General features: G+C 38.4%; 12 protein-coding genes. 8 read left to right on the forward strand and 4 right to left on the reverse strand.

Going from position 1 to position 12,768, the window contains the following annotated elements:
* Nucleotides 1-64: 64 nt before the first annotated feature.
* The 4 genes from CCAL9328_RS02695 to CCAL9328_RS02710 form a co-directional block, all read right to left on the reverse strand.
* On the reverse strand, nt 65-1,255 hold the full coding sequence (locus tag CCAL9328_RS02695; protein WP_502707294.1) for a replication-associated recombination protein A: 1,191 nt from the start codon (nt 1,253-1,255) through the stop codon (nt 65-67).
* Nucleotides 1,246-3,618 carry a ribonucleoside-diphosphate reductase subunit alpha gene (locus CCAL9328_RS02700; protein WP_169938020.1) on the reverse strand — a complete coding sequence of 791 codons (2,373 nt, stop codon included), beginning with the start codon at nt 3,616-3,618 and terminating at the stop codon, nt 1,246-1,248. The genes CCAL9328_RS02695 and CCAL9328_RS02700 overlap by 10 nt, the downstream gene beginning before the upstream one ends.
* A gap of 186 nt (nt 3,619-3,804) precedes the next feature.
* Nucleotides 3,805-4,791, reverse strand: a complete 987-nt coding sequence (locus tag CCAL9328_RS02705) for an iron-sulfur cluster assembly scaffold protein (protein WP_169972273.1) — start codon at nt 4,789-4,791, stop codon at nt 3,805-3,807.
* A gap of 51 nt (nt 4,792-4,842) precedes the next feature.
* The gene (locus tag CCAL9328_RS02710; protein ID WP_169999941.1) at nt 4,843-6,033 is read right to left on the reverse strand and encodes a NifS family cysteine desulfurase; all 1,191 of its coding nucleotides are present in this window, start codon (nt 6,031-6,033) and stop codon (nt 4,843-4,845) included.
* A gap of 393 nt (nt 6,034-6,426) precedes the next feature.
* Here CCAL9328_RS02710 and rpmE point away from each other — a divergent pair, with 393 nt between their 5' ends.
* The 8 genes from rpmE (at nt 6,427) to CCAL9328_RS02750 (ending at nt 12,715) form a co-directional block, all read left to right on the forward strand.
* Nucleotides 6,427-6,627, forward strand: a complete 201-nt coding sequence (gene rpmE, locus CCAL9328_RS02715; protein WP_169938026.1) for a 50S ribosomal protein L31 — start codon at nt 6,427-6,429, stop codon at nt 6,625-6,627.
* A 3-nt stretch (nt 6,628-6,630) separates the two neighbouring features.
* A complete protein-coding gene (gene rsmI, locus CCAL9328_RS02720; RefSeq protein ID WP_169999942.1) occupies nt 6,631-7,443 on the forward strand; it encodes a 16S rRNA (cytidine(1402)-2'-O)-methyltransferase in 813 nt (270 codons plus the stop codon).
* Nucleotides 7,444-7,479: 36 nt separating this feature from the next.
* Complete coding sequence (gene rlmB, locus CCAL9328_RS02725) at nt 7,480-8,160, forward strand: 23S rRNA (guanosine(2251)-2'-O)-methyltransferase RlmB (RefSeq protein WP_169972270.1); 681 nt, start codon at nt 7,480-7,482, stop codon at nt 8,158-8,160.
* A complete protein-coding gene (locus CCAL9328_RS02730) occupies nt 8,153-9,136 on the forward strand; it encodes a phosphatidylglycerophosphate synthase (protein WP_169972269.1) in 984 nt (327 codons plus the stop codon). The genes rlmB and CCAL9328_RS02730 overlap by 8 nt, the downstream gene beginning before the upstream one ends.
* Nucleotides 9,133-9,924, forward strand: coding sequence for a hypothetical protein (locus tag CCAL9328_RS02735; protein ID WP_169999943.1), 792 nt, complete (start codon nt 9,133-9,135; stop codon nt 9,922-9,924). The genes CCAL9328_RS02730 and CCAL9328_RS02735 overlap by 4 nt, the downstream gene beginning before the upstream one ends.
* Before the next feature lie 9 nt (nt 9,925-9,933).
* Nucleotides 9,934-11,142 carry an LL-diaminopimelate aminotransferase gene (locus CCAL9328_RS02740; protein WP_169999944.1) on the forward strand — a complete coding sequence of 403 codons (1,209 nt, stop codon included), beginning with the start codon at nt 9,934-9,936 and terminating at the stop codon, nt 11,140-11,142.
* Nucleotides 11,143-11,161: 19 nt separating this feature from the next.
* Nucleotides 11,162-12,430, forward strand: coding sequence for a homoserine dehydrogenase (locus tag CCAL9328_RS02745; protein WP_169972554.1), 1,269 nt, complete (start codon nt 11,162-11,164; stop codon nt 12,428-12,430).
* A gap of 135 nt (nt 12,431-12,565) precedes the next feature.
* Nucleotides 12,566-12,715, forward strand: a complete 150-nt coding sequence (locus CCAL9328_RS02750; RefSeq protein ID WP_169999945.1) for a hypothetical protein — start codon at nt 12,566-12,568, stop codon at nt 12,713-12,715.
* The last annotated feature ends 53 nt before the right edge of the window (nt 12,716-12,768 follow it).

The following is a 12,768-nucleotide window of genomic DNA, read 5'->3' on the forward strand; positions in this document are numbered from 1 at the left end:
TATATAAATTTAAGCTAAAATTTATATTAAAATATCACAAATAAAGTCACAAAAAATGCTATATTTATCTTTGTTTTATCTTAGCTAGCCACTCGCTAAGAGTTTTTTCAAAACCGATCCCGTCACTTTTATAAAATTTAAGTGGTTTTGTAAGGTAGTTTTGTTCGACCCAGCCCCCAAAATCATGTGGATAAAGGTAGTTCTTTACCTCGGGGGCAGTGTTGATTATGTATTTTGGTATTTGAAGTTTTTCTTCGCTTTTTACGTAACTAAGAGCCGAATTTATCGCTACATAGCTTGAATTTGACTTTGGTGAATGCGCTAGATAAACGGCACATTGTGCAAGGATTATGCGGGCTTCGGGATAGCCGATTTTGCTTACGGCATTTAGGGTGCTGACAGCTAAATTTAAGGCGTTTGGATTGGCGTTGCCGATATCTTCGCTAGCAAGTATAACCATACGTCTAGCGATAAAATCCGCACTCTCTCCAGCGTCAATCAACCTTGCTAGATAATAAATGGCGGCATTTTCGTCGCTACCTCTAAGGCTTTTTATGAGCGCACTTGCTAAATGATAGTGTGTGTCATCCTCGCTGATACCCTCTGAAACGGCATTTGCCCTAAGTGTTTTTAGGTTATCCAAGGTTATATTTATGTCTATGCTAAGCGCAAATTCGAGTAAATTTAATAAGCTTCTAGCGTCGCCTCCGCTGCTTTTAAACAAATACTCTTTTGCTTCTTTGTCTATATTAAATTTCACCTCTTCTTGCACACGCTTTAATAATTTGTCAAAGTCTTTTGAGCTTAATGGCTTAAACTCAAAAAGCATAGAACGACTTCTGATGCCTGAACTTAGTGTGAAGAACGGATTTTCAGTGCTTGCACCAATAATTATAGCACGGTAATTTTCCATCGGGATCAAAAGCGCTTCTTGTTGTGTTTTGCTTAGCCGATGAATCTCATCGATAAAAAACAGCGGCTTAACTAACGCGTTTTCATAGTTTTTTAAAATTTTACGAAATTCATCTATTTTTAAATTACCGCCGTCAAATTCATAAAAGTCGTATTTCATAAGACTTGCAACAGCTCTGGCAAAGCTTGTTTTACCACATCCCGCAAGCCCGTAAAACATACTATGGGGGATCTTTTCGTTTTCTATAAATTTTTTAAAAACCCTAACGATATCTTCTTGACCGCAGATCTCATCAAGGGTTTTTGGGCGAAATTTAAGGGCAAACATCGAATTTATTGACATCCCTCACACTCAACAGAGCGATCGGCTACGTTATTTACCTTTTCGCTATCAGGTGATTCTGAGCGAAGGTAGTAGGTTGATTTTAGTCCAAGCTCCCATGCGAGTGTGTAAATTTCACTTAAATATCCGCCACTTGCCTTATCAAGGCTCATAAAGATATTTAGGCTTTGACCCTGGTCGATCCACTTTTGACGAACAGCTCCGGCTTTTATAAGAACTCTTTGATCAAGCTCGTAAGCAGGCGTGTAGTACTGCCAAGTATCAGGACTTAAATTTGGCACAACATTTGGTATCATACCGCTTAGATTATGCTCAAACCATTTTCTCTTATATACAGGCTCGATAGTTTGTGTAGTGCCTACAAGTATGCTTATGCTTGAGGTAGGGGCGATTGCCATTAGATAGCCGTTGCGCATACCGTCGGTTTTAACTTTTTGGCGAAGCTTGTCCCAGTCGCAGCTTCCATCATCAAACAAGCCTCCGCGATTTACCAAGGCTTTTGCATTTTCGTTTGCAACATCGATAGGCATTATGCCTTTGCTCCATTTTGAGCCCTCAAAAGTTGGATACTTGCCTTTTTCAACAGCTAAATTTGAGCTTGTATATATTGTGTGGTAGCTTATGTTTTCCATTACACTATCTATAAGTGCTAAATGCTCGTAACTTCCCCATTTTACGCCTTTTTGTGCTATCATTTGAGCTTCGCCCATTACACCAAGCCCTATAGATCTACTGCTTAAATTTGTGTATTTTACTTTTTTGTGTGGGTAGAAATTTAGATCGATTACGTTATCAAGCATCCTAACTGCTATCGGAACTACTCTTGATATATCTTCAGGCGTATTTATCTTGCTTAAATTTACGCTTGCTAGGTTACAAACTGCTGTTTTGCCTTCGGTTGCCTCTTTTTCTACGATAAAGATTTCTTTACCTTTTAGGCTATCAAGCGCACTAAGTTTCTTAGCTTTTTTTGTTATGCCGCTATCTACCGTAACATCGTCTTCTTCGTCAAATAGTTCTACTTCGCCATCTGTATAGATGATTTTGATCTTATAGTAGTTTGGCTCGGTGTTTTGAAAAATTTCAGTACATAAATTTGAGCTTCTAATTATGCCTTCGTGGTCGTTTGGATTAGCTTTGTTTGCATTGTCTTTAAACGCTAAAAACGGCATGCCTGTCTCAAAATAGCTAGTTAGTATCTTTTTCCAAAGATCTTTTGCTAGCATGGTATTTTTTTGGATATTTTCGTTGTTTTCATACTCTAGGTATTTTTTCTCAAACTCATCTCCGTAAAGCTCGCAAAGATCGCTCACATCAGCCGGGTCAAAAAGTGTCCATTTGCCGTTTTCTTGCACTCTTTTCATAAAGAGATCATTTATCCAAAGCGCAGGGAAAATTTCATGCGCCCTGCGTCTTTCTTCGCCCGAGTTTTTACGAAGGTCTAAAAAGTCGCTAACATCCATGTGCCAAGGCTCGATATAAACGGCGATAGCGCCTTTTCTAGTGCCTAGCTGATCGACTGCAACGGCTATATCGTTGGTTATCTTTAAGAAAGGTATGATACCTCCTGCTGCATTTTTATGCCCATCTATGCTACCGCCCATAGCGCGAACCTTACTCCAGTCCCAGCCGATACCTCCGCCAAATTTAGAAAGAAGAGCCATCTCTTTATAGCTATCAAAAATTCCCTCGATATTATCGGGAGTAGAGCCGATGTAGCATGAGCTTAGTTGGTGACGCTGTGTTCTTGCGTTTGATAGAGTAGGGGTTGCTAGCATAACCTCAAATTTACTTATCAGGTCGTAAAATTTCTTAGCCCAGCCTTGGCAGTCAAGTTCGTTTTGGGCAAGAAACATCGCTATGGCCATAAACATTTGCTGTGGAAGCTCTATAGGTTTTCCTTGCTTATCTTTTATCAAGTATCTGTCGTAAAGTGTTTTTATGCCAAGATATGCAAATTGCAAATCACGCTGCGGTTTTATGTAGTCATTTAGATCATCAAGGTCGTATTTTTCTTTTAATCCGGGCACTATACGACCGGCTTTTTCACCCTTTTCAAAATACTCCCTTAAGTGGCTATATCCATTATATCCTGTTACTTTATGGTATAGATCGTATAAAAATAATCTAGCAGCGACGAATGTCCAGTTTGGACGGTCGATATCTATCTTGTCTACGGCGGTTTTTATAAGCGTTTGTTGGATCTCTTCAGTTGTTATCATATCTCTAAACTGAATTTTTGCATCTACTTCGAGTTCGCTAAGGCTTACGTTATCAAGTCCGACCACCGCTTCACTCGTGTATTTTTTGATCTTACTTATATCTAACTCTTCCGTTCTTCCGTTGCGTTTTATTACTTTCATATTCTCTCTTTTGGGTGTATTTAAAAAATGGATTTTATCTTATGCTTGTTTTTAAACAGCTTAGGACGATTTTAGTCGCTTTTTATGGTGCTTTGCGCGTGAAATTTGTATTTAAAAATTTTATTACTTTTAAAAAATTTGCATTTGTATGAAGGAAATTCCGCTTGAAAATCAAGCGGAAATATATCATATCGGCATTACGCGAATATTTGTGCTTAGTTTTTCTTGTAGAACGTTTTCTATAGCGTAAAGTGTGCCACCTGCACCACTAGCACAGCCTGAACATGCGCCAAGATAACGGATGTAAATATCTATGTTACCCTCTGGTGTTTTTTGTATATCAATAACCTCAAGATCCCCGCCGTCCATCATAAGCATAGGGCGAATTTCGCTATCCATTATGCCCTCAACGGCTTTTAGCTGACCCACAACACTTAGTTCATCAAAATTTAATTGATCGCCTAAAGCTTTTGCGTTAGCTTGCTTTTTAAGACGCTCTTGCTCCATCTCGGCTCTTGTGTCGCGTAAGATGTCGGTTAGGTAGTATTCACGTTTTTCGTGTCCGCCTGGTTTTATGCATGACTTACAAAATGCCCCGGCCTTTGTGTATTGAGTGATCTCTTCAACTGTTTTAAGATCGTTTAGTTTTATAACTTCTTTAATCGTTCCAAGACTAACTCTAGCGCATTCGCAAACGATGATCTCATCTTCAAAATGATCAGGATCGACACCTTTGTAGCTAGCCGCGGCAGCCTTGATAACATCATATGCCATAACCGAGCAGTGCATCTTTTGAGGTGGCACGGCAGGAGTTTCAGGTGTATCGCGCATAGCTTTTTCTACATCTATATTTGTTATTTTTACCGCTTCATCTACGGTTTTACCGATACAAAGTTCAGCCATTGTGTCAGAGCTAGCTATCGCTGTGCCACAACCAAAGCTTTTAAATTTAGCATCTATAATAGTATCTGTTGCTTCATCTACAAGCCAATAAAGACGAACCGCATCGCCGCAACTTTCCGCACCAAAGTCGGCTACGATAAGTTTTGCGCCACGCTCTTTTGCTTCATTTTCGGTTATCTCGCCCATAAATTTTGGATTATTCATTCTGTCTTGGACGACTTGAGAGTATTCATCCCAGATCGAACCGCCTATTAAACTATCTTTTGCCATATTATTCCTTTTTTTGACACACTTGGCGTCTTTTTTTAAATTTATTTAAATTTATAGTCCGCTTACGTGACCTTCTGGGGTGTAAGCAAATGTGCTTGAAATTCCTCTTAGTCTTTCTACGGCTTTTTTGATCTGCTCGATCGCATAATCTATCTCTTCTTCGGTATTAAAACGTGAAAGAGATAAGCGAAGCGCAGTGTGAGCAAGTTCTTTATCCGCTCCGATAGCTTCCATTATCGGGTTGCTTTCAAGTGTTTCGCTAGCGCAAGCAGAGCCTGTTGACGCAGCGATGCCGGCGCGGTTTAAGTCCCAAAGCATAGCTTCTCCTTCTACGCCTTTTATAGAGGCGAGGATGGTGTTTGGCACTCTGTTTTCACGTCTTCCGACAACGCTCACATCAGGCAGGCTTAAAAGCGCATCCTCAAGTTTATCGCGTAATCTTTTTACGTGAGAGTTTTCAAAACTCATAAATTTATTAGCGAGTTCAAGTGCTTTACCCATACCTACGATACCTGCAACATCAAGAGTTCCGCTTCTGCGACCGCCCATGTGTTCTCCGCCGTGAAGTAGACTGCTAAGAGCTTGGCTATCTTTTATATAAAGTCCGCCAACACCTTTTGGACCGTGAAATTTATGAGCAGAAAAACTCATGAAATCAACATCAAGATCACGAACATTTATAGGAATTTTGCCAAACGCCTGAACAGCGTCTGTGTGGAAAAGTGCGCCGTATTCGTGTGCGACCGAAGCTAATTCTTTTATAGGAAATATCATGCCAGTTTCGTTGTTTGCATACATTACCGAAACCAAAGCCACATCTTCGCCCATAACTTCACGAAGTTGATCAGGCGTTATGATGCCTTCTTTGTTTACATCAACGATGGTGATTTGGACACCAAATTGTTTTAAAAACTCACAGGTCATGCGGATAGCAGGATGTTCGACCGCGGTTGTTACTACTCTTTTACGTTCACCATTGGCTATCTTGTCAAAATATATCCCTTTTATAACCCAGTTATTACTCTCTGTCGCACATGAAGTTACGATGATATCATCGCTGTCTTTTGCGTTTATCCCAACATATAGCTGATCTAGTGCATTGCGAAGTGCAGGGTGTGTTTCTGAGCCAAATTTATGTAAGGAATTTGGGTTGCCGTATTTTTCGCAAAAAAACGGTTTCATCGCCTCAAAAGCTTCGGGATCAACCATCGTAGTTGCGTTATTATCTAAGTAAACTCTCAAATTTTTGCCTTTAATTAGGATAGAAATTATCCTTTTTATTTTTGATGGAATATTATAGCAAATTTCATTAATTTTTGTTTAAATTTTGTATCTAGCTTTTTCAATTTAACAGCAATTATGATATTAAATTTATATTGAAATTCTTTATCAATATGTGATATATTCGGTGTCGTAGAGATGACTAGGATAAAAGAGGTAAATTTACTCCTAATATTAATTATTTTTTTAAGAAAAGTCCCAAAAATTATATGCGATATAATTTAAAATTTAAATAGCATAATATTAATGTAGAAGAAATTATGTGAAATTTGATTTTTTAATTTTTTTTTAGTATAATCACGCCTTGCTTAAACTAGAAAGACAATATCACAAAAGATAATCAAAGGAAAAATTATGAAAAAAGAGATACATCCAGAGTATGTAGAATGCACCGTGACTTGCGCTTGTGGTAACACTTTTAAGACAAAGTCAAACAAAAGTGAGATCAGAATAGACATTTGCAGTGAGTGCCATCCGTTTTTTACAGGCAGTGAAAAGATCGTAGATAGCGCTGGCCGCGTTGAGAAATTCAAGAAAAAATACGCTTTAAACTAAGCCTTGCTTTACTTTGTTCCTACTCCGATAGGAAATTTAGAAGACATCTCGCTTCGTGCGCTTAGCATCTTGCGCAGTTGCGAGATAGTCGTATGTGAAGATACAAGAGTAAGTAAATCTCTTGTTAGACTGCTTAATGAACGCTTTGACGCACACATCAATATACAAAATTTTATCCCACTTCATACGCACAACGAAAGCGAGTTTTTTGCAAATTTAACTCGCGAATTTTTTGATAAAAATATCGCATATATGAGCGATGCAGGGATGCCAGGCATTAGCGATCCAGGGGTTAGCCTTATAAGATACGCGCAAAATCACAACATAGGCTATGAGGTGTTAAGTGGTGCAAATGCTGCACTTTTAAGTGTTGTTGCCAGCGGACTTTGCGAGAAAGAATTTGTGTTTTTGGGTTTTTTACCAAACACGGGTAAGGAGCGAACTCAAGCCATACAAAATGCCCTAAATTTAGCTTATCCATGCGTTATATATGAAAGTCCTAAACGAATTTTATCTCTTGTAAATGATATCGCAAAGCTTGAGCCTGAGCGAGAAATTTTTGCTATAAAAGAAGCAACTAAAAAATTTGAAACCAAATTTAAAAGTAGTGCTATAAAAATGTCTGAAATTTTAGAGAGATCAAACTTAAACGGCGAGTGGTGTGTTGTTGTCTCGCAAAGCGATAATCCAAGTTTTGAAACCATAAGCATAAGCGATATAAACGCCCTTGATATCGCTCCAAAAGCAAAAGCTAAACTACTAAGTAAAATAACCGGACAAGAGGTTAAGAAAATATACAACGAGCTTACAAAATAAGTTTTCTTTTACTTGATTTTAGGTATTATCAAGCCCATGATAATATATGGAAAACAACTATTTTTACATGTTTTAGAAAAACATCCGAAGTTAATCAACGAGATATATCTCTCAAAAGAGTGTGACGCAAAACTTTTTTCACGTATCTGCAAGGTCGGTAAAAAAATAATTCGTGTTGATAACCAAAAAGCGCAGTCTTTGGCTCACGGAGGAAACCATCAAGGCTTTTTGGCTAGTGTTAATGAATACGAATTTGCCGATATAAACGAACTTAAAAAGTTAAATTTCGTAGTCGTGCTTTATGGTATCAGCGATGTTGGCAATATCGGTGCTATAGCAAGAACGGCTTATGCGTTAGGCTGCGAGGCGATTATTGTTGTTGCTAAAAATATTAACATGGAAGGTGTTTTGCGTTCAAGTAGCGGAGCGGCATATGAGATACCTATCGCGCTAGTTGATGATGGACTTAGTTTGTTAAATGAATTAAAGCAGCGCGGATTTACTCTGTATGCTACCGCAAGTAACGGCAAAAATGTTCATGAGGCAAAATTTAAAGAAAAACGTGCGCTTATCATGGGTAGCGAGGGCGAAGGCATACCGCAAAAAGCTGTTGCAAAATGCGATGAGTGTATAGGCATAAAACTAAAAGAGGATTGGGACTCGTTAAATGTAAGTGCCGCCTTTGCGATAATCTGTGATAGGATGATAAATGAATGAACTTGAGAGCATAAAAGAGATCGGGATAAAAGAAGTTGCGAGAAAGACGCATATTGAGCCAATTTTTTTACAATACATAGTTGATAAAAATTTTGAAAAATTGGTGCGTTTAAATGCAAGAGGTTATATTAAAATTTTGCAACGCGAGTATAATCTTGAGCTTAGTTTGTGGCTTGAAGAGTATGAGGCATTTTTAAACGAACACAAGCCTCAAAATGTAAATTCTATAAAAATCAACCCTAAAATTCCAGCCTATACCTCAGACACCACTTCTGCTAGAAAGTCGCGAGGCTCGTTTTCATGGTTGGCTTGGCTTGTTATTTTGTTTGCTCTTGGTGGCGGGGTTTATTATTTTGAAGCTTATAAATACCTAGAAAATTTGCCAAGTCTTTTTGAGGATGAAAATCGAAGTGCGGTTTATTCTGATTCTAGTATAGTAAATGAGGTCAAGCAAAACATTAAAGAGGCAAATATAACGATAACCAAAACACAGTTTCCGCAAGATGAAAATTTGACAAAAGAAAAAGAAGCCGTAGAGAGCAACGTAGCTAAACTAGCACCAAAGATCGAGCAAAACGCAAGCACGATCGTTATAAATATAGAGCAAAATTTAGATCAAAACGTAGGCACTCAAAGCTCTGCGCTTGAGAGATTAACTACAAGCATAACTGAACCAAAAGACAAAAACGTCACCGCCCCTACAGCTGTTATCGTGCCAAAACAACGCGTTTGGATAGGAGTCATAAATCTTGAAAATGACCAAAAAATATCCAGAGACTCAAGCGAAAATTTAACGATAGATCTAAGTAAAAGACAGCTTATAGTTTGTGGCAACGGTCAGTTAGAGCTAAAAGTAGGTGACAAAATAAGTAAATTTGCTCCCGGTAAGGCAGTCAGGCTTTTGGTTGAAAACGGAGAGATAAAACCTATAACTTATGATGAATTTATCATGTTAAACAAAGGTAAAACGTGGTGAAATTTCTTACTTTTTTGCTATGTTTTGTCTGTTTTTCAGAAGCAGATGTTGCTAAAAGCGTAGTTGCTTTAAGTATAAACGAGCAAAAAGCAAGTGAAATTTCCACTAAAAATTTCATAAACGCAAACGGCGCTATTAACGTGGTGGCCATCACAAACGAACTAAAGTCGAAAAATATTTTTGATGCAAGGTCATTTTCGTCTTCAAGCTTAAATTTGGACTTTTTTACCGAGGATGAAATTTCTGCGACACTGTTTATAAAGGCTTTAAATTTTAGTATAAATTCGATGGGTGGTATCGTAGCAAATATCAATAAATTTGCAAATTCAAACGGTCTTACTTACGGAGTTACGGTTGTAAAACGAGATGGTATAGACCCGGTTTTGCTTGATGAAAATTTAAAGTTAAGCGGATTTAAGACCTTAGGTTTTGATAGAAAAGACGGTGCTTTGCTTGTTTTGCTAAATGGTAAAAATTTAAACATCCCTGCCGGAATAGCGCAAATAAATGAAAACAACGAGCTTATTTTGGAACGATTAAGTTCGGCATTCTTTTTAAATACAAATGGCGCAAATTCAGTAAGTATCACATCTTTAGCGCCAAATAGATGGATGCCAGATATTAGAATTTATGATAAAAATTTAGTTCAAATTTTGCATTTTCAAGAGTATGCCATAGCGCAAAAATACGAAATAACCCTGCCGAGTAATGCTAGTTATATGCTTTTGGGTGATAGCGTAGATATAAGTAATATCAAAAAAGAGATAGTTATTAAATTTATAAAATAGGGGAAATTTATGTTTGACGAGATTCGTTTTAACACGATAGAGAGACTGCCAAATTATATCTTTGCTGAAGTAAATGCTATAAAAATGGCGGCACGTAGAGCCGGAGAGGATATCATAGACTTCTCGATGGGAAACCCCGAAGGTCGCACACCGCAACATATCGTAGATAAACTTTGCGAGAGTGCGCAAAAAGATAAAACGCACGGGTATTCGGCGAGTGCGGGAATTTATAAGCTTCGTCTAGCTATATGTAATTGGTATAAAAGAAAATACGATGTTAACCTTGACCCCGAAACAGAAGCCGTCGCTGTTATGGGCTCAAAAGAGGGCTTTGTTCATCTTGCTCAAGCCGTTGTAAATCCAGGCGATGTTGCCGTAGTTCCTGATCCTGCTTATCCGATACATACGCAGGCGTTTTTGTTTGCAGGTGGAAGTGTTGCTAAAATGCCACTTCATTATAATGACAAATTTGAACTTGACGAAAATAAATTTTTTGAAAATTTAGAACACACTATATACTCGAGCTCTCCAAGACCAAAGTATGTTGTTGTAAATTTCCCTCATAACCCAACGACCGTAACCGTGCAAAAGAGCTTTTATGAGCGCCTGGTTGCGATGTCTAAGAAGGAGAGATTTTATATCATTTCAGATATCGCCTATGCGGATCTAAGTTTTGACGGATATAAAGCGCCTAGTATTTTTGAAGTAGATGGCGCAAAAGACGTGGCGGTAGAGTGCTATACTCTTTCAAAAAGCTATAATATGGCTGGCTGGAGGGTCGGCTTCATGTGTGGCAATAAACGCCTCTGTGCCGCTCTTAAAAAGATAAAATCATGGGTTGACTATGGTATGTTTACACCTATCCAGGTAGCCGCAACAGTAGCGCTTGATGGCGATCAGGGCTGCGTTGAAGAGATAAGAGCAGTTTATGAAAAACGTCGCGATATCTTGCTTGATGCGTTTGACAATGCCGGTTGGAGGATGAACAAGCCAAGCTCAAGTATGTTTATTTGGGCAAAACTACCGCCTAAATTTTCACATCTTGGAAGTCTTGAATTTTCAAAACAGCTCTTAACAAAGGCGCAAGTGGCTGTAAGTCCTGGCATAGGTTTTGGCGAGGGAGGGAATGACTATGTTCGTTTTGCTCTTATCGAAAACGAAAATCGTATCCGCCAAGCAGCAAGAAACGTCAAACGATATTTGAAAGATTTTGAATAATAAAATTTAAAGAGTTTTAATGAGAGTAGCAATATTAGGCATAGGAACCGTTGGCGAGCAAGTCGCTAAAATCCTAATCCAAAATCAAAAACTAATCACCGCTAGAAGCGGTAAAGAGATAACTCCTGTTATCGGTGTTGTTAAAAATTTAAATAAAAAACGCGACGTTGGTATCCCGTTAACGGATGATATGGATGCTGTTTTAAAACGCGACGATATCGATGTTTATGTAGAGCTTATGGGTGGGGTGGACTATCCTTATCGTATCATAAGTGAAATTTTAAAACGTAAAAAAGCAGTAGTAACTGCTAATAAAGCCCTTCTTGCTTATCATAGATATGAGCTACAAAATATCGCGCAAGACACACCTTTTGGCTTTGAAGCAAGTGTCGCAGGCGGCATACCGATCATAAAAACCCTAAGAGAGGGGCTTAGCGCAAACCATATAAGCTCTGTAAAAGGCATAATGAACGGAACTAGCAACTATATCCTGACCTCCATGATGCAAGGAGGAGCCAGTTTTGAGCAAGCGCTTAAAAGCGCGCAAGAGTTAGGATATGCCGAGGCTGACCCGACATTTGATGTTGGTGGTTTTGACGCGGCGCATAAGCTACTCATACTTTCAAGCATAGCCTACGGTGTTTATGGAAAGCCCGAGGACATCTTGATAGAGGGTATAGAAAATATCACAAAAGAGGACATTTTCTTCGCTCAAGACTTTGAATACATTATAAAACTCCTTGCTATCGCCAAAAAAGTGGATGATAAAGTTGAGCTTAGGGTTCATCCTGCTCTTGTAGCAAAAGATAAGATGATAGCTAAAGTCGATGGCGTAATGAACGGCATAAGTGTTGTGGGGGACGCGGTCGGTGAGACGATGTTTTATGGTCCTGGTGCTGGCGGCAGCGCGACGGCAAGTGCTGTTATAAGTGATCTTATCGATATAGCAAGAGATGTAAAATCTCCTATGTTTGGATACAAAATACCACTCGAGCTAACTCCTCTTGAGCTACTTGCGCAAGATGAAATCCGCACAAAATACTACTTTAGACTAACAGTCGATGACAAAATGGGTGTTTTAGCCAAGATAACAAATATCATGAGCGAGAACAACCTCTCTATAGATAGCTTCTTGCAAAAACCAAAGCTAAAGGGCGACGAAAACGGCGTAACGCTGTTTTTCACTACCCATACGAGCCTTGAACTTGATGTAAAGAGAGTTATTGAAATTTTAACCAAGCAAGAATTTGTTAAAGAAAAACCTTTTATGATAAGGATAGAGGGTTAAAATTTAAATCCAAAATAGGTGGATTATCAAAATTCGCCTATTTTTATTAGCATTTAAGTGACCTACAAGCGCTAAAAAGTTAAAATCACACCTGCAGTTCTGCGTGGCAGAAATACCTTTGCATGGATCAAACATATGTATCCCATAAAAACTATTATAAGGCATAGTTGCATAAGTGCGAATTATGCAAATTTAAGCATGAGTGAAATTTTAAAAATTTCATTTGCAAGATATTTCATCTACAATAAATTTAACACACGCTACAAAGCAAATGACTGCACTTAAATTCATCATATCGTATACCAAATCAAAAAACCAACAACAAACCAAAGAAAGGA

Source organism: Campylobacter sp. RM9328 (assembly GCF_012978615.1).